Genomic DNA, 23,040 nt, shown 5'->3' with positions numbered 1-23,040 from the left:
TCACCACTCCCAAAATAGTTGGAAGTAATCTTCCTCTTCTTTAGGAATGTAATAAACGCCCTCTGATTCAAGTTGTGCTAGAAATGATGGTGTCGTTCCTTTAATTTTTATTTTGCATTCAGTTCTCCCGTTTTGAGCTGCATTCATAATACTTTCGATCACTTTTCTTTGCGCATTCTGCATTAAGGCTGAATGGATGTTATCGCCTAGTCCGCTTACGCTGATTGCATTATTAAATTGATCCATGTTACACTCTCCTTAGATAAACGTTTTTTATTTGCCTGCTTCGGTGGCCGCCGTGGTAGGCTTTTTCTTTTCCCATCCGATCACTAAAAAGAAAAGTAGAATGTAGCCGTAGGCCAGCCAAATATTGACTAATGTGAAAACTGGTATTGCGATCATCGAAAGCAGGATCGTTTGAAAATTTAGTCGTTTCATGTTACGTACCCCCTACTGGCCCAACTCGTTTACTTTTTGTTGGCTCAAATTTGCTAACTCCGCCATGCGTGCGTCTTTTTGTGCTGAATCATTTTGAGCGCTAGATAGATCGTTACGCAGCTTATCCGCCTCTTGCTGTTTCTGCGTGACTTCCTGTTGCTTAGATTCGACTTCACGTTGTTTGGCTTCGATTTCAGACTGCTTCGCATTGACCTCGTTTTGTTTGTTTGCCAATTGCTGTTTCAGGCTGTCTAGTTGATCTTGAAGGTTCTTTTGTTGCCCAGTCGTTTGATCAAGTTTGCTTTGAACGTCTGCTGCCTTCTGTTTGTTCTGCGTAGCAATGTTAGCCAGTTTGTAGATGTTCTGTTCAACAGTTGTTGCGTTATCGAAGAAACCAGCGCCTGCGGCGAATCCTACAGTTGATCCTAGTAACAATGCAGCGGTAACTCCTAGTGTGATTTTTTTATTTTTCATGTGGTACTTCCTTTCTGTTGTATAATTGTTTAAAAACTGGTGGTGTCAGAGTGAGAGAAAAAATTATCATTACAATTTCAGACATTTTTAAAATCTTTATATCAATCTGCATATTTATTGGTATTTGCTTTTCTTTAAGGGGATTCTCAAAAATATATCTTTCTTTGTTTTCCGAATTGATTGTTGAGAACTCTATTTTTAATAACTTTTCAAAAATAGATTTGTTATCAGTATTTAATACTGCTTTTTTTGTAGGTATTATGTTGTTAATATTTTTTGCGTTCTCAGTAATAATTCTTCTTGTTTTACAAGCAATAAAATTTCTAACGAAAAATCAAATGGATAAAATAGCGATTTTTTTACAAAAACTTATTGCAGCATCATACCCTACATTGATATTGGCATCAGCGTTGGACGAGAGTACATTTTCTTTAGTAACTAACGTAATTTCATTCTTCGTCATTTTTTCTTTTGTTTTTAAATATGATAGATTTAGTTAAAAATTTATAAGTAACTCTAAGTAATTTTCCAAACATCTGGGTGAGTATAATTAAAGCAATTAGAACAATCAAGATCTCTTCCAAGATACGGTTTACTCCTTCCGTGTGGATTGTTTTTGGTATAATTTCCTTATCAGTGTGACAGACTGAAATAGCTGATAAGGTGGTGAATAAAATGTATTTTGTTATTCGAAAAGCGACAGATGGTCAATACTACTTTGTTCTCAAATCCGCAAACAATGAGATAGTTGCAACTAGTGAAACTTATCGCTACAAAGATTCTGCTAAAAAAACAATCGACTCTATTAAACAAGGAATCAATAGAGGTTGCTTAGTCATCGATATGACCGATTAATTTATAAATCTCATTTGCTAGAGAGTTCATTTCAGCTGCCTTCTCCAAAAGTCTGTCTGCAATGCTTTCTAGCTGTTTTTGTTTTTCTTCATTCATACTATTCCCTCCTAAAATTCGTTGTCCCATACGCCGTACTTAACCGCGAACTCTTTGACAATCGCTAGGTAAATCTCTAGTAAACGCTTGTCTTCAGCTATTACATCCAATTTACTCAACTTGTCGCGCTTGGATTTTGAAACACCTTCATCAGCCATTCGACGTCGCTTGTTCGTAACACGTGTCTTCAGTGACGATCCCGCTCTGCGGTCTAGTTCTTGGTAGATATCCGCTTGGACTTCCCGATAAGCTTCATAGCCGCCTTGCGCCTTAGCCATCTTACTGATAAGTGTGCGTGAATCTTTCCGCCAATCTGTCGAGTTAAGAGCAACAATCTCAGTAATGCTATCTACTTTGTTTTCGATACGCTTCGTTTCTCGTTCTTGTTTCGCCAACGACTGCACGACGCTATTCATAAATTGAAGCTCAGGGCTTAAGTTTGATGTGTCTAGTTGTTCTTTGATATGTTCTTCCATTTGGTTGAAGCGATTCACATATTTTGCAGTGAACTGAACGCCTTTAGGACCTGTCAGCTTGTTCGAGACCATTTCGCAACCTTGTTTAGTTAATAGGTAGTTTGGTAAATCTTTGTTTTGTTCACTTTTATAAGTTGATTCGATAAAAAAATCGGACGAGCCAATTTTGGCTTCTCCTAAATAACCAATGTAAGTACGGATATCTCTAATTAATTTGCTATGATCTTTCCCGATCATTTCCGCTACTTCATTACTTGTTAATGTTTGTGTTAACTGATTCATTTTTTCGTCTCCTTTACTTTTTATTCTGTTCGCAAAACTCTAACCAACAATCTCTAATTTCTGGATACTTCCATAAGTGTTTAGTTGTAGGCGAGCATTCTAAAGATTGTGCCTCTGGAGTGATTATGAAATTTTGTTTTAAATAGGAATCGCTATGGTTTGTGATTTGAACTAATATTTTCATATCAATCGTTGCAAAAAGAATTTCTTTAGGTAGTAATTTTTCTACCTCTTCTTCAATACAACGCTTCGCATATTCGACTGGATCAAATAGGTTTCGCTGATCTAACATGCTAACCCTCCTATTCCAAATCTAACGCTGCTTTGATCTCTTTAATCTTCTTTTGAGGACTTCGTTTTCCATTCATAATGTCGGACATATAAGCATCAGATATCTTTAATTGTCTTGCTAGCCATGTTTGATTTTCTCCTTTTGTTACTAAAGCAATCTTAATTTGAGTAATTAAATCTTGTGACATTTCAGCCATTCTCCTTTCTATTACTATTTGTAAGCTAAAAAAATTCGCTAATTTTCATTGCAATTTTTACGCAAATGTTTTAGAATGAATTCATAGTTAAAAAAGCCTAGAAATATCCTATTAAATCAACATTCTTAGTTTGGCGACGTCGAATTGTTAATTTTTATTAGGTGTCTTTCTTATTGCTTATTAGCTTATTGAATTAGCTTACACAACATATATTAAAACATATGCATAAAATAGTCAATGATTTTTACTGCTTTGTTTTAATTTATTTTGTTAAGCGGTTAGGAGAATGCCGTAATGACGCTATTTGAAAGGCTAAAATTTTTGGCAAAAAAACAAGGAAAATCAATAAATGATGTGGAAAATGACATGGGATATTCCAAAAATACTTTGTATAGATTTAAAAATACTAACCCTAGCGCAAAGAAACTCCAAGAAATAGCTGACTACTTCCAAGTCTCAGCTGATTATCTCCTTGGTCGGACAGATAATCCTGCTATGAGTAATGAAAAACCAACGTTAACAGTTGAAGAAGCGTTGTCATCGGTCATGAGTAGTGACGGTGAGCCTTTAACAGATCACGATAGAGAAGTTTTAACTGGAATTATTGAAGCATATATAGAAAAAAACAAAAAACGCTAAGAAGGTGGCTTGTTTGGATAGAGAAATCAGTAAATTGATTAAAGAACTCGGCGTCGATATAATTTATGTTCCAGAACTGGACTCTGACGGGAAATACATTGCCGCGATAAATACAATTGTAATTGACGACAGGCTTAACGATCGACATAGACAAATAAAGTTGTTACATGAATTAGGGCATGCTGCAAAACATCAAAATAATTACGACTTATACAACTGCGCATATTCGCTTCATTCTAAAATGGAGAACGAAGCAAACCAATTCGTAATCGACAATCTTGTTAAAAGCTACATTTATTCAGTAGATATTGATGGTAAGTATCTAAACTATATGAAATTCATCGAAGATAATGAGATTGATACTCGGTACGAGCCTGTTGTCAAAGATTTATTTATAAAATATATTTACAGAGCACAAATGGTCTGATTATATTTTTTTAACAAAAAACGAACATACGTTCGATACAAAGACAGGTATTCATGAAAAACAAAAAGCAACCTATCACCGCCAATGAACTCATAAAAATCTTACAAGAGGTTCCTCCCGATACAGATATTTACGTTGATGGATGTGTCATTTGGGAACATGGTTTTGTATTTGTAGATTTTCCTATAACATCAGTACACCCGCTAAAAAAATACACTGATACAAATCAAACTTATATTGAATTATATGGAAAGCGAAAAGAAAGAGAGGAGTAAATTCATGGCAACATTCAGAAAAAGAGGAAAAAAATGGGAGTATCGTATTCGTTACGTCGATCCAATCACAGGGAAAAAAACTGAACATAGTAAAGGAGGCTTTGGAACGAAACCGGAAGCAGAGTATGCGGCTGCAGAAGCCTATATCGACGTTAAAGACGGCATAGTGGCTAAAATGCCTAATATTCTATTCAGAGACTACGCTGATAGTTGGTTCGACACCTATAAAGCTTCTGTAAAAGAAACGTCTATACGGTCACGTCAGACCTATCTAAACGTACTGAAAGATACTTTTAAGCAATTACGGTTGAGTAAGCTTTCTCATAACCTGTACCAAAAAAAATTGAATGAGCTAGCTAAACGTTATAAACGCAACTCACTAATAGCGATTAATCAAGTCGCGCAGATGATTGCAAAGCAATCTGTTAAAGATGGCTATTTCAAAGCAAATCCCATTGCCGACGTAAAAATTCCTCATTACGAAGATTTAGAGGAAAAGATTGAATTCTGGGAATTAGTTGATATTCAAAAGTTTAGAGAGTTCAATTTATCGGAAATAACTAAGAAAAGAAAGAAAAGTAGTTATTACATTACATTAGAGAAACAACGCGATTTAGCGTTGTACTATTTATTAATTTATGGGGGATTTCGTATAGGTGAAGCTTGTTCACTGTACACCAATGACTATTATCCTATGACCAAAGAAGTCTATATTTCAAAAACATTAGGTTCTTCTGCATCAAACCAACTAAAAAATAGTTATAAAGTTTACCCTCCAAAAACAAAAAGCGCTTATAGAACAATTCCCTTGCCAGAGATTGCCTATAAGCAACTTGAAAATTGGATAAACTTACGTAACGAATATGCTGAACTCTTTCCGCTAGTCTTCCGAGAATCACATTTTTTATTTTGTAAAAAAGATGGTTCCCCTATGACACCCAGGGATATGCGAAATAAATTTAACGTAATAATCAATAAAGCAAAGCTACCAAAAATTACTTTACATGGATTGCGCCACACATACACTGCTCTACAAATTCAAGCTGGCACTGATCCTAAGTCATTACAATTGTTGCTCGGTCACTCTAATGTTAAGACTACCTTAGATATATATGCCCATATTACTGGAGACAAGCGTAGAGAAACTATTTCCCAATTCGATAAAATGCTTAAGCAAATCGATAGCGGGGCAAAAGCGGGGCAAAGCCAAAAATCTGTAAAGTCAGACATCAAAAACACCGCTATATAGAGCCTTTACCAAGGTAAGTTCCTACTTTGGTTGCAATCAAATCGATCGCTACATGATTCTCTCCGCCTTCAGGCACGATGATATCTGCATAACGCTTGGTTGGCTCGATAAACTGATGGTACATTGGTTTCACCACTGTCAGATATTGTTCTATGACAGATTCCAGTGTCCGACCACGCTCGTTCATATCGCGTTTGATTCGACGAATGATCCGAATATCGTCATCTGTATCTACATAGATTTTAATATCCATCATGTCCCGCAGACGCTCGTCCTCTAAAATCAGAATCCCTTCCAAAATAATTACTTCTTTCGGCTCTTGCACATAAACTTCGTCACTGCGTGTATGAGCGACATAATCATAAATCGGCACTTCCACTGATTGATAGTTCGTCAATTCTTTTAGATGCTCGATCAATAAATCCGTATCAAACGCAAAAGGATGATCGTAATTTGTTTCTAATCGTTCTTCAAAGCTGATCCCGCTTTGATCTTTATAGTAAGAATCGTGCTCCAACATCATAATCGAATGATCAGGAAATCGATTGAAAATCGCACGGCTGACGCTCGTTTTTCCACTTCCTGAACCGCCCGTTACGCCAATAATGATCGGCTTGTTTTTCATGCAAATAAAACCTCTTTCGTTTTTCATTAGTCCTATTATAGCGAAACATTGTCAAATTGCTATCAAAATCCTAAAATTCTTCTAAAATCTGGTAGAGATCGGTTAATTTTTTGATCTGATACGTCGGTTGGACAGCATCTGCCTCTTTTTCTTGAGGGTTCATCCAAATGGTATCAATGCCCTCTGTCTTTCCTCCCAAAATATCTGAGGTCAAGGAGTCGCCGACAATCACTGTTTTCTCTTTATCCAAGCGTGGGATCTCAGAAAAAACAATATCAAAAAATTCTCTCATAGGTTTATGAACACCCATTTCTTCTGAGATAAAGAACTTTTTGAAATAAGGCGCCAGTCCGGATTTCTCCAGCCGTTGATGCTGCGTCACGGAAACGCCATTCGTTACGACGTAAAGATCCTTTTTCTGACTCAACGTGTCGACAACTTCCAAGCTGTTCGTCATCAATTGATAGCCTTGATTCAAATAATGCCGGTACCGTGCCTCTGTTTTCGGACCATCCACATCGCGCTCATACATTTCGAAAAACAGACGAAAACGATTGTCCAGTAATTCTTGTCGAGAGAGTATGCCCGCTTCGTGATCCCGCCAAAATCCTTGGTTCATTTTTTTGTACTTTTCTTTCACAGCCAACGTCGGTTCAATATCCATATCTTGAAACAACCATAGTAATGCTTGTTCTTCTGCTGCTTTAAAGTCTAACAGCGTATCATCAATATCAAATAAAATCGTTTCATAGCTCATCTTCAAACCTTCTATCTAAAGTATATTTTTAATTGCTCCAATTCGTCCAATGTTAGCGAACGATAGCCTCCTACTGGCAGTTCTTCTGGCAATCGCAAGGGTCCCATAGAAAGACGCTCTAAACGCATTACTTTTTTCCCACGGGCCAAAAACATTTTTTTAACCTGATGGAATTTTCCTTCTTTTATTGTTAATTCTACTTCCGAATTTCCTGGTTCAGAATGTAGAATCGTCAGTTTTGCAGGCTGGCAGCGAATGGCGCCATGAAAGACGATCCCTGCTTCAAATGCTTCTACATCTTCTGAGGTCACCCGTTCGTTCACTCTAGCACGGTAGGTTTTTTCAACCTTTGCTCCTGGCTGCAAAAGGTCGTAACCCAATTGACCATTGTCGGTCAAAAGCAACAATCCTGTCGTATCCCGATCTAAGCGTCCTACTGGATAAAGATTCTCTGGTCGTTCTTTTTCTGCTATTAATTCTGTAGCTGTTTGAAATTGGTCGTCTTTCTTTGCTGTCACAACACCCGCAGGCTTATTCAGCAAATAATAGACGTGAGTTGTTTGTACGCTTTGTCCGTCTACTTGAATATCATGGAGCTGACTATCCACATTACGCTGAGGATTGCGCTCAACGCTGCCATCAATAAACACTTTTTTCATTAGAAACAAACGCTTCATCTCTTTGCGTGTTGTTTTCAATTGCTGTTCGATCACTTTGTCCAATCGCATGTCTTTGCTCCCTCAAATCTATCGGATTTATTATACCGAAATTCCATTAAAAGACAAACTCTCCAAAGCTGTCCAAGCTCTTTGTTTTCATTTTATAAAAATCATTTGATGCTTTTTGCTTAAATACAAAAGCGTTTTTCCTTGCAATTTGTCTGAAGGAGTCCTACACTTTTAATATACGAGTTAGAAAATTCGTATATTAAGTGAATCGACACTCTTGTGTCAAAGGTTTCTCATACACAGCGTTATGACCTGGTAGAGAAAGTTGAACTCAGACTTTTTTTGGACAGTTGTGTATTCGACTGTCTTTTTGCGTTTTCGCAAAGCCATTGTGCTGAGAATAACCTATCACTTAAATAAAATCTGTCTGAACAACCACAGACAGTCACATTTTAAGGAGGAATTTGGTTATGGCAGTATCATTGAAAGTAGAAGAAAGAGCAACTCGTCCCCGTTCCCTACGCAACAAATTGCGTCACGAAGGAAAAATCCCAGCAGTCGTCAACGGATACAAAGTAGAAAGCACAACGATCTCGATCGACGAACGTGAATTTTCTAAATTATTGCGTGAAAATGGCGCAAACACTGTATTTGCAATTGAACTTGGCGGAAAAAAGGTTAATACCTTATTACGTGAAACGCAAGTAGACACCTTTACACATGATTTAACACACGTTGAATTATTATCCGTAAACTTAACAGAAGAAACAGAAGCTGAAACAGAAGTAACACTTGTTGGTGAAGCTGCTGGTGTGAAAGCAGGCGGCGTTTTAACACAAACACTTTATACAGCTACTGTATCTGCAACACCAGAAAAATTACCAGAAGGCATCGAAGTAGATATCTCTGGATTAGAAATCGGTCAATCCATTTCAGTAGGTGACCTACCTAAAAATGCGGACTACACCATCGTAACAGATGCAGAAGAACAAATCGCAGCGATCCAAGAAGCCCAAGAACTTCCTGAAGAAGAAGAAGTTGCTGAAGGCGCTGAACCAGAAGTTATTGGTGAATCAACAGAAGAATAATCCATTAACTGGGTGTGCCGATGGTTTATCGGCACGCCTTTTTTTAACGACTTCTCCCCTTTTTAAATGAGGATGGTTTGTTTTTTAGATACGTGATACTTTTACTTTTTCTTATACATCAAGCACTATGAGTGGTTTTTTTCTCTAAAAAGAATTACAATAAGTCACTACAAAGCTTATTTGTACTTTAAGTAAGTGATTCCAACTAAAGGAGGAAAATCTATGTTTGAAACATTTGATTCTAAAAAAAGTCGTTACGCCTCTGTCGGTGTGGTGTCCAGCTTGCCAGGCGAGCTGATTGATAGTATCTGGTATATCATTGACTTAGATTTAAAGGGATTAATTCCATTAGACAATATCTTAAGTTTCGATCTTCTTAACAATGAGGGGCGCGTCACGATGTACTTCTCACAAGAAGGCAGTGAAGTTGAGATGGGGATCGACTTACCGTTTGGCTATTCATCGGACTTTCCACAAGAAGTCTATGCATATGATGACGGAAGCCGTCAAACGATTTTATTACCAAATGAAATTCGTCAACGTTAAATTAGTAGGCAGCCTTTCTTAAGGGTTGCCTTTTTTTCTTAACTTTTTACGCGAGACCCTTGCTTTCAGAAAATTTTGTGGTAATATCAATCAGAAAATTTTATTAGAAAGCGGGAAAAAGATGAAAGAGTTGACTCATGGAAATCCGGCAAAGCTGATTATTTTATTCGCCTTGCCTTTGTTTGTAGGAAATGTATTTCAGCAATTTTACAGTATGGTAGATATGGTCGTCGTTGGTCAAACGTTAGGAAAAGATGCTTTGGCTGCTGTGGGTGCCACTAGCAGCGTCAGTTTTTTAATCATCGGTTTTGCTCAAGGTCTAACTGCAGGATTGTCGATTATCACAGCGCAACGCTTTGGTGCCAAGGATGCACAAGGCGTGCGTAAAAGTTTTGCTATGTCGATCCTTATCAGCCTCGGTGTGAGTGTTGTATTAACCGTTTTGAGCTTAGTGTTTTTACGTCCTTTACTACTTTTAATGCAAACACCTCCTGAGCTTCTCGACCAAGCGCAAGAATTCATTTCCGTTATTTTAGGTGGGATCTTTGCTTCCATGGCCTTCAACCTTTTATCCAATATGGTGCGGGCGTTAGGGGATAGTCGAACACCGCTTTTCTTTTTAGCGTTTGCGGTAGTCATCAATGTGGTATTGGACCTGGTTTTCATCATCTACTTCCACATGGGCGTTGCAGGTGCCGGATTTGCTACAGTCATCGCGCAAATCTCAGCTAGTTTGATGTGTATTTGGTTTATTCGCAGAAAGATTCCCATGCTGCAAGTAAATCGAAAAAGTTTTACTTTTGATAAAGAAGAATTGCGTGTTCATTTGAATGCTGCGCTGCCTATGGGCTTCCAATCATCGATTATCGCGATCGGAGCGGTCATCTTACAATCCGCATTGAATACATTGGGAACAGATGTCGTGGCTGCCCAAACAACGGCTGCCCGGATTGATCAATTTGCTATCTTGCCTATGATGTCTTTTGGAATCACCATGGCGACATTTACTGCTCAAAATCTCGGAGCGAAAGAATATGGCCGAATTTTAAAAGGTGTCAAACAATGTTTGATCATGAGTGGTGCCTTTAGCCTCTTTGCAGGCCTCTTGGTCATCACTTGCGGAAAATATTTTGTCGCATTATTTGTTAATCCTAGTGAAACCCGTGTCTTTGAACTAGCGCAAACCTATTTTAATATCAACGGCGCACTGTATTGGGTATTAGCGATCTTATTTATTTTACGATATACCTTGCAAGGGTTAGGACAAGCAAAAATCCCGACATTCGCCGGGATCATGGAGCTCGTTATGCGTTCCTTTGCCGCGGTGATTTTGACCCATTCCTTTGGTTTCGCAGGTGCTGCATTTGCTTCACCTCTTGCCTGGATCGGTTCAACCGCCGTTCTATTGACTTCTTATTTTAAAGCAATGCGCAATCTAAAAAAATTGGATCAAGAATACCATCAAGAATCGTTGCAACCACAAATAAAGAGTGAGGCGTAAGCCTCACTCTTTTGCTAGTTGCTGGTACACAGCCGTCATATTTCGCACAAATTCTGGTGTGAATTCTTTGGTTGCTTGAATGATCTGACCGCACCTTGAAAAATACGTATGGAAATAAATATGTGACTCATCTTCCAAGATCCGAGCCACTGCCGAAGCATAATTTACTAGCAAGAGATTTTTGTTCTCCCCATCGCCTGCTCCAAACATGTCCATAAAATCCAATCCGCATTCCACATAATATAATTCCACGTCAATCAATGCACGCTGGTTTTGACACCTTTTACGAAACAACCGCAGCAGCTCTTTTGCATTCGCCAAAGAAAGATCAATTTTTTCATGGGGAAAAAACGCTTGATCCAGCTTCTGCTTCATCTCCTGTGCGATACGCACCCCGTAATCATCCCCTAAAAAACGGGAATCGATCATCTGTTGCGAAATCTCCGAATGCTTGTACAACTGGCAGATCAATTCTCTAAGCTGCTCCTCATCGGTGTTCACCAGTTTTTCACGCAAACCTGAAATCGTCATTTCCATCTCGCAACCCTCGCCTTCATTCTTTTTTAACCTTAATTTAACTTAATTAAAATAAAAAGAAAAGAGCTTTTGGCAATTCTTTCCGCCAAAAGCTCGTGTTAAAAATTAATTTTTTGAAAAAACGAGCGCACTTTTTAACGTTTTCGTTCTTTCAACCACGTTTTTCTCGTTTCGCCGACAATCAGCGGCACCGTTTCATACGTGACCTCACTGTATTCAATTCCAAACCACCGTTCCGGTGTTACCGTATGGCGCTTGATGGCTAAACGTGCTTGCATGACTTGACGATCCCACTTATCGATTCTCGTCATATTCGATAATTCTTCATTGATGATCACAAATCGGAAGTCCCCTACCTGACGGCCCGGAGTCAACGAATAATGCTGAGGCTGCTTAGGCAATCGTCCTTGCTTCATCAAATCATGAATGATCTGGCGCAAGTATACATTGACGTCTTGTGCGATACGGAAGCCAAGGTAAAGTTTGACCTTCACAATGAAGTCAGTCCCCATCATATCCACACTATACTCTTCTGTATAAGGTTCATCGGTTACTTCAACATTTACAAACCAATAAACTTTTGCCCGTTTTAAGCGTTTATCCAAAATAGAATAGATAAATTGCTGCGGTATCGTGTCCCCTTCCAAACGCGGAACCAAAAATACTACGTTGGTTTGGTAATAAGGAATCTTATCATCGTCATGAAGTTCTTGTAATTGCGGCAAATAATCTTTAAATTGAACATCCTGACTGGCCTTTTCCTGCACGCGATTGCTGCAATACCAGATGTACATGACACTCAGGATCAATAAGGCCATCGCAACGGCGACAAACCCGCCATGGAAGAATTTCGTCACACTTGAGATGAAAAAGAAGCCTTCTAACGTTCCGAAAAATACGAGCATCAAACCTGCTAGAATTTTAGAGGTTCCATTTTGCAGCAGGTAATGATACAGCAAGAAGGTCGTCATCAGCATCGTTACCGTAATCGATAGTCCATATGCTGCCTCCATATGCGTCGATGTACGGAAGGTCAACACGATCACCGAGCAGGCCCCCCATAGAATCATATTAACGGCCGGAATATACATCTGACCAATGCTTTTACCAGGATAGATGATCCGCATTCTTGGCAACAGCTTCAATTTGATAGCTTCTGAAACAAGAGTAAAGGACCCCGAGATCAAGGCCTGTGAAGCAATGACCGCGGCAATCGTCGCGAAAACGACCCCAAAGATCATCCAGCCATCTGGTAAAATTTGAAAGAATGGATTCAAGTTATCAATGGCTTCAATTGAAGCATTCCCTTTTGCGTGCAAGATCCACGCGGCTTGCCCTGCGTAATTCAGCATTAAGCAAAGCAGTACATACGGCCAACTGAAATGAATATTTTTCTTCCCTACATGCCCCATATCCGAATACAACGCTTCCGCACCCGTTGTCGCTAGAAAGATGCTCCCTAAAATAAAAATCCCCATCTTATTATCTGGATTAAACAATAAGTGAACGGCATAATACGGGTTCAATGCTTTGACGACACTAAAATCATAAGGAATATTCAACAGACCCATCAGCCCTAAAAATGTGAACCATAAAAACATGATCGGCCCAAAAGCTTTTCCGACAAAATCTGTACCAAAACGCTGGATCAAAAATAGAAAAAGTAAAATGATCAGTGTGATGATGACAATGACGTTTTGATTGTTGCCAAATTTTTGATAAAAATCAGGGATGCCTCGCAATCCTTCAATCGCCGTGGTGACAGTTACCGCAGGTGTCAGTACCCCATCGGCCAACAATGCTGCGCCACCGATCATGGCAGGAATGATCAAATATTTTCCACCCTTACGAACCAAGGTGTATAGAGAAAAAATTCCCCCTTCACCATGATTATCTGCTCGTAATGCTATCAGCACATATTTGACGGTCGTCAAGAGCATCACAGTCCAAAAAACCAATGAGACTGTTCCCAAAACGAAGTCCTGTGTCACTGTGCTCAATCCGCCATTTTCTTCTAAGATCGCCTTCATGACATACAACGGACTCGTTCCGATGTCGCCGTACACGACACCTAGCGCAATCAGCAATCCTCCTGCCGAAAGCTTTTTCATACGATCTTTCTTTTTCTCCATTTTACACGCTCCTGTTATCGCCGTTCGCTGAATCGGTAGTGAGTTCTATTTAAAAAGTTTTAGGAAGTTTCACGATGCTGATGATAGCGCCCGTACTTTTTTATTCATGACACCTTGGATCGATTTTACTAATTGCATCGATATTTCGATACACACTCGCAGCTAGTTCGTTTTAAATGAATGCACTTTTTCAAAAACCAAAAAGTGAATCAAATTCTCATTACGCATATCATTATGCTAAACAGCACAAACGATTATTTTCTATTTAAACCAAAATAAGCTTGATTGTTACATACTGCAAAAAGCATAACTGACCGCTAACTCCGTTCCAATGAATCCATTTTTCCAAAATCTGGAAAAATGCTTTTATTTTCGTACGCATACGATTCCACTACCCAGCTAACGCAGGGAGTGGAATTCGCAAAAAAGACCTAAACAACAGTTTCCACTATTGTTTAGGTCTTGCAAATTACCTTTTAGACCAGCGCGCTTTGCACTAGTTGTTGATCTAAAAGCATAGAGAGGACTCTATGTTGCTACTCCCCTAAAACTTATCCATATTATCCAAGTTTCAGAAAGAAAAGTCAAAGACTAACCGAAGGATCGGTTATTTTTCTTCTTTTTTGCTTTCTTCTTCTTTCAACAAGGCTTTACGAGACGCATTCACGCGTCCTTGGCGATCAATTTCTGTTACTTTCACTAATACTTCGTCGCCTAATTTCACGACATCTTCTACTTTATTTACACGTTCATTCGCAAGTTGAGAAATGTGGACCAACGCATCCTTGCCTTTGATCAAGTTCACGAAGGCACCAAATTTTTCGATACGAACGACTTTACCTAAGTAAACTTCGCCGACCTTGACTTCTTTGGTCAATTCTTCAATGATCTTGATTGCTTTTTGGATCATCTCTGCATCAGAAGAAGCGATGCTGACATTTCCATCTTGATCGATATCGATCTTCACGCCAGTTTCTTCAATGATACCGTTGATCGTGTCGCCGCCTTTACCGATAACTGTTTTGATTTTATCTGGGTCGATTTGGATCATTTCGATCTTCGGAGCATATGGGCTCAATTCTTTGCGCGGTTCAGCGATTGTATCTGTTAAGACTTCCAGAATTTCCATCCGTGCTTTTTTCGCTTGTGTCAACGCTTCAGAAAGGATTTGTTCTGTGATCCCTTGGATTTTGATGTCCATTTGCAAAGCAGTGATTCCGTCTTTTGTTCCAGCAACTTTAAAGTCCATGTCGCCAAGATGATCTTCTAATCCTTGGATATCAGTCAAGATCGTGTAGTTTTCACCATCAGAGACCAAGCCCATAGCGATCCCGGCAACCGGTGCTTTGATTGGCACACCTGCATCCATCAATGCCAATGTTCCAGCACAGATACTTGCTTGAGAAGACGAACCGTTTGATTCCAATACTTCCGCAACTAAACGGATAGTGTAAGGGAAATCTTCTTCACTAGGAATGATTTGCGCCAACGCACGTTCACCTAATGCACCATGTCCGATTTCACGACGACCTGGTGAGCCAGCACGCCCTGTTGAACCAACAGAGAATTGCGGGAAATTATAGTGATGGATGAATCGTTTGCTTTCAACGGTTCCTAATCCATCAATGATTTGATGTTCTCCTAAAGGAGCCAACGTACAAGCAGATAATGCTTGCGTTTGTCCCCGTGTAAATAGACCTGAACCATGTACGCGCGGCAAGATGCTTGTTTCTGCATCTAACGGACGGATTTCGTCTAATTTACGGCCATCCGGACGAATCTTATCGATTGTGATCAATTCACGGACAACATCTTTTTCAAGATCTTCCGCGATTTGTTTCACTTCTTTTGTGATTTGAACCAAATCTTCTGTTTCAACATTCGCAAATCTTTCCGCATAGACTTCTTTGACTGTTTCTTTTACTTTTTCAATTTCGTCTTCACGTGCCAATTTGTCCATTGTCATTACAGCCGTCTTCATTGTTTCGTAATAGCTGTCAAAAATTTCTTTTTTCAATTCAGGGTTCACTTGTAATAAAGAAATTTCCATTTTTTCTTTGCCGACAGCAGCAACGATTTCAGATTGGAAAGCGACCATTTCTTTGATTGCGTCAAAACCGAACAACAACGCACCTAGCATATCTTCTTCGGAAACTTCTTTTGCACCGGATTCTACCATGTTGATGGCTTGTTTTGTTCCAGCAACAGTCAAATCGATATCTGATGCGGCGTGTTGTTCCGTCGTAGGATTCAACACATACTCCCCGTTTACGCGACCAACATCAACACCTGCGATTGGGCCTTCAAAAGGAATATCTGAAATAGCTAAGGCTAATGAAGAACCAAACATTGCAGCCATCGCTGGTGAGCAATCTTGTTCCACACTCATTACAACGTTTGTTACTTGCACTTCATTACGGAAGCCATCAGCAAACATTGGGCGAATCGGACGGTCGATCAAACGAGCAGTCAACGTCGCATCTGTACTTGGACGTCCTTCACGCTTGATGAAGCCTCCAGGAATTTTACCAACGGCATACATTTTTTCTTCGTAATTGATCGTTAATGGGAAAAAGTCGAAATCTCTCGCTTCTTTTGATGCAACAGCTGCACTTAACACAACGGTATCGCCATAGCGAACTAACACTGCGCCATTGGCTTGTTTGGCAAGCTGACCGATTTCAACTTGCAGAGGGCGCCCGCCCCAAGTGGTTTTAAAAACTTGCTTTTCTGTCATAACTTCTCCTTTTTCCTTTGACCAGTGCGACGCTACTAAACAAATGGAAACAGCGAAAACCTTCGCTTCTTGCATTTGGTTAGTAGAGTGACAACACGCCAATCAAAGGGGTTTATTTTTACCGAGAGAACCTCGGTGTTCGATTAATTTAGTCCCCTTCGCAAATACATTAAATAAGAGACGAATGTTTCTACATGTATACTAGAATTTAACAGCTAGCTCATTTTAAGTGAAATCATATTTCTAAAAACCAGAAAAATGAACTGATTTTCGTACGCATAACATTAGGCTAAACTGCCTGTTCAATACAGCGCATAAAATCTATTACTAGAACGCATACTTACACTATTGCGAAAAGCCTAACTGTAAAAAAAGTGAGATTCCTAGGAACCTCACTCTTAAATAGTAGTACGAATTAACGACGTAGTCCTAGACGTTGGATTAATTCACGGTAACGTTGTACTTCATTCTTACGTAAGTAAGCTAACAAGTTACGACGATGACCAACTTTTTTCATTAGACCGCGGTATGAATGGTGGTCTTTTTTGTGGACACGTGCATGCTCATTTAGTTGATTGATTTCTTCCGTTAATACAGCGATTTGTACTTCTGGAGAACCAGTATCTCCTTCATGGCGAGCATATTCATTGATGATTTCGTTTTTACGTTCTTTTGATAATGCCATGGTTTTCACCTCTTCCTATTTTCTTCCTACGACTGAGTAGAGCGTTGGTGAATCGCCCAACCAAGTGATAGGTGGTGCGCTTTGCACACTCTAACACTTTACTTGATTTGCTCTAAAAAATCAAGCTGTATAGCAATTTAAGCCTGTCTTTTGTAATCATTACAATTTTTTTAAAGAACCGTCGTTCCAAAAACAGTTTTTTTACCTTACTTACTTTTTGTGTTAAACTAACGTGATGAAAGACAGCTTTGAGAGGAGATTTTTTAATGATCACAATGGATGATATTATTCGGGAAGGCCATCCGACTTTAAGAGATGTTGCGAAAGAGGTCCCGATTCCTCCAACTGCTGAAGACGTGGCCCTTGGAAAAGAGATGCTTCAATTTCTTAAAAACAGTCAAGATCCCGTGAAAGCAGAAGAATTACACTTACGTGGCGGTGTCGGTTTAGCGGCTCCCCAATTAGATAGTTCAAAACGGATCATCGCGGTCCATGTACCAAGTGTTGACCCAGAAAAACCGGAGAACGGTATTAGTACGGTGATGTACAATCCAAAAGTTTTAAGCCACTCTGTACAGGAAGCTTGCTTAGGCGAAGGCGAGGGCTGCTTATCCGTTGATCGTGAAGTTCCCGGCTATGTCGTTCGGGCGGCACGCATCACCGTTTCTTATTATGATGCTGAGGGTGAAAAACACAAGATTCGCTTGAAAAATTACAATGCGATCGTCGTCCAGCATGAGATTGATCATATCAACGGCATCATGTTCTACGACCATATAGACGAAAAGAACCCGCTGCAATTGAAAGACGGCGTTTTAGTCATCGAATAAGCAAAAACACCATTCACTACGAATGGTGTTTTTCTTCATATAAGATTCCTTTTTCTGAGAGCGCCTGTTTGATCTCTGCCAAATCATCCAGTGTTTCATAGGCGATCGTGTGGAGGTGAATGCCGCCTGTCAGCTCCGACAAAAGTGTCGCCCGCAGCCCACTGGTTTCCTTGATAAAGCTATCGACGTCTTGCTGCGTCATCAAATGCAGTCCGCCGACTAATTCGCCATACAACGGATGCTCCACTACAACATCAATGACTTCTCCGCCTTTTTCGATTATTGTGCGCAATTCTTCTTCTGTTTGCTCCGGTCCGTGTTGAACAGCAATTTTACTGATCAATTTTTCTGACTCGCGTTCCAATAGGTAGCCTCGTGCAGTGGCAATGATTGTTTCACCTGCTGCTCGTAGCAACGCCACATCCCCCACTACGATTTGACGGCTCACGCCGAATTCCTTTGCAAAACGAGTCGCACTGATCGGTTTATCTGCTTGCTGCAACGCTTCTAAAATCTCGGCTTTGCGTTTATCGCCATCGACCATGTTACTCCAACCGCCCTTCTTGATAGTTACGCGACTGCTTCATGATATCCTTGAATGTCTCAACGATCGTTTCGCGATAATTTTCGTCCTTCACTAAAGCAGCAACGTTCTCTAACACGTTTTCTTCACGGCTCGTATCTAAAACGGCCTTTTTTGTTTGCGCCTTGTACGCGATTACTTCGCTGACAGCGGACAGTCGTTTTTCTAAGAGACCAACGATTTCCTGATCGATCGTATCTATTTTTTCTCGGGCTTGCACCAATTCGTTCTTTTCATTTTCTTCTTCGATCGTCTTTAGGATACGTGCAGGATTTCCACCAACTACGACATTATCTGGAAAAGATTTTGTCACCACTGCCCCCGCGGCCACTACGACATTGTCCCCCAACGTTACCCCAGGAACCACCACACACGAACCGCCGATCCATACATTGTCGCCGATCGTGATCGGCTTGCCGAATTCTTGCCCGCTATTGCGCTTTCCTGGTTCTAACGGATGGCTAGCCGTATACAATTGAACATTGGGTCCGAACATACAATTGTCGCCAATCGTGATTGGACAAATGTCTAAAAAGACATTGTGGAAATTACAATAGAAGTTCTCCCCAACAAAAATATTGTAGCCATAATCGAAGGAAATGGTTGGTTCAATGTAGACGCGCTTTTTTGTCCCCCCAAAAGCAGATTTTACATACATTTCTCGTTTTTTCTTGTCTGTTTCTTGGTTGATCGCTCGTAATTTGACCCGCGCATCTTTTCGATCGGCTGCTAATTCAGGATCACCTGCAAAATATAATTTACCGGCGATCATCTTTTCTTTTTCTGTTAACTCCACACATCTTCCTCCTCGTAGATAAAAACTGGTTTCACCCAATGAATGTATTATAGCTTTTCAAATACCTCCACTCCATTCGCCTGTACAAACGTATAGGCACCGGCTAACTGGATCGGCGTTTGATTGATGACCATGACTTGCGCATCTCTGCGTTTTTCATAAATTAAATCACAAAACGGATGAACTTGAAAGCTCGTCCCGACGATTACCACAAGTTCCGCATTTTTGACTGCTGAAACGGCTTGTTGAATGACGCCTTCTTCAAATCCCTCACCATACAACACGATGTCAGGACGAATTTGACCGCCGCACTCCTCGTGACGATCGCTTTGCAGATAGTCTGATACGGATACTGATTTTCCGCACTTCCGACAATAGCACTCGTACAGCGACCCGTGGAAATGAACGAGTTTTTCGCTGCCAGCCGCCGCATGCAACCCATCGATATTTTGGGAGACGACCCAAATGTCTTTTGTCTTCTCCATCGCTGCCATGGCTTGATGAATGACATTAGGCCGCGCCTCTTCATGGTATAAGTGTTTGACAAATTGATAAAATTTTTCTGGTTCGCGTATCAGGCATTCGTTGCTTAATAAATACTCTGGTGCCTCCAGTCCGTGGTATACGCCTTGGAGCGAGCGGTAATCTGGGACTCCTGATGGCGTGGAAACACCTGCTCCAGTTAGAAACGTCATTTTTTTATGCTGCTGGAGCATCTCTGCAGCCAGATCAACTGTGATTTCCATTTCTATCACCTCAAGAATCAGTATAGTATAAATGACGCGTAAAATAAAAAGTCTCACTTCTTTTATAGAAGAAAGGAAGAATTCTCCGTATCATCGAAAAGGTTTTTGCTCCTTTGAAATAAAAAGACTGAAATTTCTTAATGGATGTATCTTCGTATTCTTTTTTTGTCTTTTTAAACAATCAAAACGTTTCAGATTAAAAATTTCAAACAATTTTTTTGTTCGTTTCAAAGGATTCCCATTGACTTTTTCATTTATAGGCTTTAGACTGTGAAACATAATAACTGAATACGAGATGCCTCAGAACAATGAGGTAGAGGTCGCGAACCTTATTAACCCTATGGAGTGCAGAGACACGTGGAAATAGGTCTAGGAAGTTTCGCCGAAATGTACAAAATTCTCTTTGTTTTGTATGTTGGGACGCAAGCAAATAACTTGCGGACTGTCTTAGCAGTGATGCTAAGTTGCGCTATGTTTTTGTGAGAGGGAACACCATCTTCTTATTATCTGCAAGCGGCCTTATACACAAATCGGCGGCTTTTTTTGTTGTAGATTTTCAAAGACAGCCCTACCCAATCTCGTGAGTTCAAGAAAGGGAGAAACTATGAATAGAAGAAAATTTTCAGTTATCGCACTTATCGCATTATTCATTTCTTTTTTAGGAGCACCGTTGATTACACACGCGGATGACAAAACACCTGAAGGAGAGTTACGGGTCGGCATGGAAGCCGGCTATGCACCGTTCAACTGGACGCAAAAGGATGATCGGAATGGCGCCGTTCAGATCCAAGGAGATCGAGCCTACGCTGGCGGTTACGATGTCCAAATGGCGAAAAAAATTGCGGACAAAATGAATCGTAAGCTGGTCGTCGTCAAAACCGAATGGGACGGCTTATTGCCCGCTCTTCAATCCGGCAAGATCGACGCGATCATCGCCGGGATGTCTCCAACAGCGGAACGCCGGAAGGAAGTAGACTTTTCCGATCCTTATTACGAATCACAATTGGTTATCGTTACACGGAAAGATACAAAATATGCCAAAGCGACAAACATCAAAGATTTTGCGGGGGCAAAGATCACCGCACAGTTAAGTACGTTCCATTATGACGTTATTCCTCAGATCCCTGACGTGAACAAACAGGAAGCCATGGACAATTTCCCAGCAATGCGTGTTGCTTTGGAATCGGGAACGATCGATGGCTACGTCAGTGAACGACCAGAAGGCGTGACGGCGGAAAGTGTCAATCCTGACCTTAAAATGGTGGAATTTGACAAAGCAAACGGGTTCCAAACCAACCCTGAAGATGTTCAGGTGTCGGTCGGCATGCGTAAAGGCGACGCTAATATGGCCCAGGTCAATCAGATCTTGTCCGGCATCTCTCAAGACGAACGGGTGAAGGTCATGGACCAAGCCATCAAAGATCAGCCAGCGACGGATGAAACGCAAAACGCTTCTGGTAAAAAAGAAAATGTCTTCGTTCGTATCTTGAAACAAAACGGTTCGATGTTCTTACGAGGAACAGGAATGACCTTACTGCTTGCTATTGTGGGAACAACGGTTGGGACTTTGATCGGTTTATTGATCGGTGTCTTTCGGACGATCCCTGAATCAGACAATTCTGCAAAACGCGGCCTGCAAAAAGTGTTTGGCTGGTTATTGAATGCCTACATTGAAATTTTCCGCGGCACACCGATGATCGTACAATCTGCCGTTATCTATTACGGGATCGCGATGGCTTTCGGGATCGACTTGAATCGAACGGCTGCTGCATTGTTTATTGTTTCTATTAATACGGGGGCCTATATGTCTGAGATCGTCCGCGGCGGGATCTTCGCAGTCGATAAAGGACAGTTCGAAGCGGCTCACGCGATCGGGATGACCCATGGTCAAACGATGCGTAAAGTGGTCTTGCCGCAAGTGTTACGAAACATTCTGCCAGCAACGGGGAATGAATTGGTTATCAATATTAAAGATACCTCTGTATTGAGTATCATCTCTGTTTCTGAATTGTTCTTCCAAGGGAAATCCGCGGCTGGAACGAACTATATGTTCTTCCAAACGTATTTCATCATCTGTGTGATCTACTTTGTCTTGACCTTCACTGCCACTCGTCTCTTACGTGTCGTTGAGAAGAAAATGGACGGCCCTTCAGCCTATGTTCGTATTGAAGAGGTTGATGTAGCTGTCGGAGAAGATAAATAATTCCAGATAGATTAAGGAGTCCCGATAGACTATTTTGCTTCTCGCTCTAGCAGAATGGTATACGGTATGAACATCGAACGTATTTTTTAAAAAAATGCGTTCAGCAATAAGAATAAGGAGGAGCAGACATGAGCAGTATTATTGAAATCGAACATTTGAAGAAAAGCTTCGGCGATAACCTCGTCTTAAAAGATATCAGTATGAACGTCAACAAAGGAGAAGTGGTAACGATCATCGGTGCCTCTGGTTCCGGTAAATCTACCTTTCTACGTTGTATCAACTTACTTGAAACACCAACAGACGGCAAAATCTTATACCAAGGGGACAATGTTCTAGCCCCTGGTTACAACCTGCCGAAATATCGGACGCATTTGGGAATGGTTTTCCAATCCTTTAACCTTTTCAACAATATGAACGTGCTGCAAAATTGCATGAGCGGTCAGGTGACCGTCTTAGGACGAAAAGAAGAGGAAGCCAAAAAAGTGGCGTTGGAAAACTTGGAAAAAGTGGGGATGGCTCGTTTCGTTGATGCGAAGCCGGCACAGCTTTCAGGGGGTCAGAAACAGCGGGTCGCAATTGCCCGTGCCCTTTCAATGAACCCGGAAGTGATGTTGTTTGACGAACCGACCTCCGCGCTAGATCCTGAAATGGTCGGCGATGTCCTGCATATTATGAAGAAATTGGCAGAGAGCGGCTTGACGATGGTCATCGTAACCCATGAAATGGCCTTCGCAAAAGAAGTGTCGGATCGTGTTATCTTCATGGACCAAGGCGTCATTGCTGAACAAGGAACCCCTGAAGACATCTTTGTCCATCCGAAAGAAGCACGGACCAAAGAATTCTTACACCGTGTGTTGCATCCAGAACCGTAAAAAGTCTTTTGGGTTGGTGAAAAACCAACAAATAT

The 23,040-nt window shown here is 40.6% G+C and carries 28 protein-coding genes and 1 riboswitch; of the genes, 12 read left to right on the top strand and 16 right to left on the bottom strand.

The window, feature by feature from the left end; all coding sequences use genetic code 11:
- Genes IGI66_RS01000 through IGI66_RS00990 form a run of 3 tightly spaced genes read right to left on the bottom strand, consistent with a single transcriptional unit; the run spans position 1 to position 912 of the window.
- The gene (locus tag IGI66_RS01000) at positions 1-246 is read right to left on the bottom strand and encodes a hypothetical protein (protein ID WP_438847075.1); all 246 of its coding nucleotides are present in this window, start codon (positions 244-246) and stop codon (positions 1-3) included.
- Positions 247-273: 27 nt separating this feature from the next.
- Entirely contained in the window at positions 274-438 is a 165-nt protein-coding gene (locus IGI66_RS00995; RefSeq protein ID WP_438847073.1) for a hypothetical protein, read from the bottom strand.
- A gap of 12 nt (positions 439-450) precedes the next feature.
- Complete coding sequence (locus IGI66_RS00990; RefSeq protein WP_438847071.1) at positions 451-912, bottom strand: hypothetical protein; 462 nt, start codon at positions 910-912, stop codon at positions 451-453.
- Positions 913-962: 50 nt separating this feature from the next.
- On the opposite strand from IGI66_RS00990, the gene IGI66_RS00985 reads away from it, so the two are divergent.
- Both IGI66_RS00985 and IGI66_RS00980 read left to right on the top strand, forming a co-directional pair.
- On the top strand, positions 963-1,412 hold the full coding sequence (locus IGI66_RS00985) for a hypothetical protein (RefSeq protein ID WP_438847069.1): 450 nt from the start codon (positions 963-965) through the stop codon (positions 1,410-1,412).
- Positions 1,413-1,587: 175 nt separating this feature from the next.
- Entirely contained in the window at positions 1,588-1,767 is a 180-nt protein-coding gene (locus IGI66_RS00980) for a YegP family protein (RefSeq protein ID WP_367378295.1), read from the top strand.
- A 107-nt stretch (positions 1,768-1,874) separates the two neighbouring features.
- Here the strand turns inward: IGI66_RS00980 and IGI66_RS00975 are convergent, their stop codons facing one another.
- From IGI66_RS00975 to IGI66_RS00965, 3 genes are read right to left on the bottom strand one after another with little or no spacing between them, the layout of a single operon-like run.
- Complete coding sequence (locus IGI66_RS00975; RefSeq protein ID WP_438847067.1) at positions 1,875-2,621, bottom strand: Rha family transcriptional regulator; 747 nt, start codon at positions 2,619-2,621, stop codon at positions 1,875-1,877.
- A gap of 13 nt (positions 2,622-2,634) precedes the next feature.
- Positions 2,635-2,913 (bottom strand): hypothetical protein, encoded by a 279-nt coding sequence (locus IGI66_RS00970; RefSeq protein ID WP_438847065.1) that lies wholly within the window; start codon positions 2,911-2,913, stop codon positions 2,635-2,637.
- 10 nt (positions 2,914-2,923) lie between these two features.
- The gene (locus IGI66_RS00965; protein WP_086305891.1) at positions 2,924-3,100 is read right to left on the bottom strand and encodes a helix-turn-helix domain-containing protein; all 177 of its coding nucleotides are present in this window, start codon (positions 3,098-3,100) and stop codon (positions 2,924-2,926) included.
- Positions 3,101-3,403: 303 nt separating this feature from the next.
- Here IGI66_RS00965 and IGI66_RS00960 point away from each other — a divergent pair, with 303 nt between their 5' ends.
- The 4 genes from IGI66_RS00960 to IGI66_RS00945 are packed head-to-tail and all read left to right on the top strand — an operon-like array spanning position 3,404 to position 5,699.
- The gene (locus tag IGI66_RS00960) at positions 3,404-3,748 is read left to right on the top strand and encodes a helix-turn-helix domain-containing protein (protein ID WP_086306448.1); all 345 of its coding nucleotides are present in this window, start codon (positions 3,404-3,406) and stop codon (positions 3,746-3,748) included.
- Between the two features lie 13 nt (positions 3,749-3,761).
- Positions 3,762-4,175 carry an ImmA/IrrE family metallo-endopeptidase gene (locus tag IGI66_RS00955; protein ID WP_178983107.1) on the top strand — a complete coding sequence of 138 codons (414 nt, stop codon included), beginning with the start codon at positions 3,762-3,764 and terminating at the stop codon, positions 4,173-4,175.
- A 53-nt stretch (positions 4,176-4,228) separates the two neighbouring features.
- Positions 4,229-4,450 (top strand): hypothetical protein, encoded by a 222-nt coding sequence (locus IGI66_RS00950; RefSeq protein WP_178983109.1) that lies wholly within the window; start codon positions 4,229-4,231, stop codon positions 4,448-4,450.
- 4 nt (positions 4,451-4,454) lie between these two features.
- Entirely contained in the window at positions 4,455-5,699 is a 1,245-nt protein-coding gene (locus IGI66_RS00945) for a tyrosine-type recombinase/integrase (RefSeq protein ID WP_178983111.1), read from the top strand.
- On the opposite strand, the gene udk is transcribed toward IGI66_RS00945, so the two are convergent.
- The 3 genes from udk to IGI66_RS00930 all read right to left on the bottom strand — a co-directional run bounded on the left by udk (position 5,692) and on the right by IGI66_RS00930 (position 7,809).
- Entirely contained in the window at positions 5,692-6,324 is a 633-nt protein-coding gene (gene udk / locus IGI66_RS00940) for a uridine kinase (protein WP_086306452.1), read from the bottom strand. The genes IGI66_RS00945 and udk overlap by 8 nt on opposite strands.
- A gap of 70 nt (positions 6,325-6,394) precedes the next feature.
- A complete protein-coding gene (locus tag IGI66_RS00935) occupies positions 6,395-7,081 on the bottom strand; it encodes a YjjG family noncanonical pyrimidine nucleotidase (RefSeq protein WP_438847061.1) in 687 nt (228 codons plus the stop codon).
- A gap of 11 nt (positions 7,082-7,092) precedes the next feature.
- Positions 7,093-7,809 (bottom strand): pseudouridine synthase, encoded by a 717-nt coding sequence (locus tag IGI66_RS00930; protein ID WP_438847059.1) that lies wholly within the window; start codon positions 7,807-7,809, stop codon positions 7,093-7,095.
- A gap of 410 nt (positions 7,810-8,219) precedes the next feature.
- Here IGI66_RS00930 and IGI66_RS00925 point away from each other — a divergent pair, with 410 nt between their 5' ends.
- The 3 genes from IGI66_RS00925 (at position 8,220) to IGI66_RS00915 (ending at position 10,884) form a co-directional block, all read left to right on the top strand.
- Positions 8,220-8,837, top strand: a complete 618-nt coding sequence (locus IGI66_RS00925) for a 50S ribosomal protein L25/general stress protein Ctc (protein WP_010782072.1) — start codon at positions 8,220-8,222, stop codon at positions 8,835-8,837.
- Positions 8,838-9,059: 222 nt separating this feature from the next.
- Complete coding sequence (locus IGI66_RS00920) at positions 9,060-9,383, top strand: DUF960 domain-containing protein (protein ID WP_010782073.1); 324 nt, start codon at positions 9,060-9,062, stop codon at positions 9,381-9,383.
- Between the two features lie 121 nt (positions 9,384-9,504).
- The gene (locus IGI66_RS00915) at positions 9,505-10,884 is read left to right on the top strand and encodes an MATE family efflux transporter (RefSeq protein ID WP_288226851.1); all 1,380 of its coding nucleotides are present in this window, start codon (positions 9,505-9,507) and stop codon (positions 10,882-10,884) included.
- A 3-nt stretch (positions 10,885-10,887) separates the two neighbouring features.
- On the opposite strand, the gene IGI66_RS00910 is transcribed toward IGI66_RS00915, so the two are convergent.
- The 4 genes from IGI66_RS00910 to rpsO all read right to left on the bottom strand — a co-directional run bounded on the left by IGI66_RS00910 (position 10,888) and on the right by rpsO (position 16,975).
- Complete coding sequence (locus IGI66_RS00910) at positions 10,888-11,421, bottom strand: hypothetical protein (RefSeq protein WP_438847056.1); 534 nt, start codon at positions 11,419-11,421, stop codon at positions 10,888-10,890.
- 134 nt (positions 11,422-11,555) lie between these two features.
- Complete coding sequence (locus IGI66_RS00905) at positions 11,556-13,553, bottom strand: KUP/HAK/KT family potassium transporter (RefSeq protein WP_438847054.1); 1,998 nt, start codon at positions 13,551-13,553, stop codon at positions 11,556-11,558.
- Positions 13,554-14,160: 607 nt separating this feature from the next.
- A complete protein-coding gene (gene pnp / locus IGI66_RS00900) occupies positions 14,161-16,290 on the bottom strand; it encodes a polyribonucleotide nucleotidyltransferase (RefSeq protein WP_010782077.1) in 2,130 nt (709 codons plus the stop codon).
- Positions 16,291-16,705: 415 nt separating this feature from the next.
- Positions 16,706-16,975, bottom strand: coding sequence for a 30S ribosomal protein S15 (gene rpsO / locus IGI66_RS00895; RefSeq protein ID WP_010747233.1), 270 nt, complete (start codon positions 16,973-16,975; stop codon positions 16,706-16,708).
- Between the two features lie 266 nt (positions 16,976-17,241).
- On the opposite strand from rpsO, the gene def reads away from it, so the two are divergent.
- Complete coding sequence (gene def, locus IGI66_RS00890) at positions 17,242-17,805, top strand: peptide deformylase (RefSeq protein ID WP_010782078.1); 564 nt, start codon at positions 17,242-17,244, stop codon at positions 17,803-17,805.
- 16 nt (positions 17,806-17,821) lie between these two features.
- On the opposite strand, the gene IGI66_RS00885 is transcribed toward def, so the two are convergent.
- The 3 genes from IGI66_RS00885 to IGI66_RS00875 are packed head-to-tail and all read right to left on the bottom strand — an operon-like array spanning position 17,822 to position 19,930.
- Positions 17,822-18,349 carry a transcription repressor NadR gene (locus IGI66_RS00885; RefSeq protein ID WP_086305894.1) on the bottom strand — a complete coding sequence of 176 codons (528 nt, stop codon included), beginning with the start codon at positions 18,347-18,349 and terminating at the stop codon, positions 17,822-17,824.
- A gap of 1 nt (position 18,350) precedes the next feature.
- Positions 18,351-19,184 (bottom strand): chorismate mutase, encoded by an 834-nt coding sequence (locus IGI66_RS00880; RefSeq protein ID WP_086305895.1) that lies wholly within the window; start codon positions 19,182-19,184, stop codon positions 18,351-18,353.
- A gap of 47 nt (positions 19,185-19,231) precedes the next feature.
- The gene (locus tag IGI66_RS00875; RefSeq protein WP_438847051.1) at positions 19,232-19,930 is read right to left on the bottom strand and encodes an NAD-dependent protein deacylase; all 699 of its coding nucleotides are present in this window, start codon (positions 19,928-19,930) and stop codon (positions 19,232-19,234) included.
- A 306-nt stretch (positions 19,931-20,236) separates the two neighbouring features.
- A riboswitch (Lysine riboswitch) is annotated at positions 20,237-20,410 on the top strand.
- A 124-nt stretch (positions 20,411-20,534) separates the two neighbouring features.
- Between IGI66_RS00875 and IGI66_RS00870 the strand changes: the two genes are divergently transcribed.
- Positions 20,535-22,133, top strand: coding sequence for an ABC transporter permease subunit (locus IGI66_RS00870; RefSeq protein ID WP_010782082.1), 1,599 nt, complete (start codon positions 20,535-20,537; stop codon positions 22,131-22,133).
- A 128-nt stretch (positions 22,134-22,261) separates the two neighbouring features.
- Positions 22,262-23,005, top strand: a complete 744-nt coding sequence (locus tag IGI66_RS00865; protein WP_010782083.1) for an amino acid ABC transporter ATP-binding protein — start codon at positions 22,262-22,264, stop codon at positions 23,003-23,005.
- Positions 23,006-23,040 lie beyond the last annotated feature (35 nt).

Source organism: Enterococcus sp. AZ048, assembly GCF_051715125.1.
GTDB lineage: Bacteria > Bacillota > Bacilli > Lactobacillales > Enterococcaceae > Enterococcus_A > Enterococcus_A gilvus.
The sequence above is the reverse complement of the archived record's forward strand: the minus strand, read 5'-3'. Positions and strand labels throughout refer to the sequence as shown.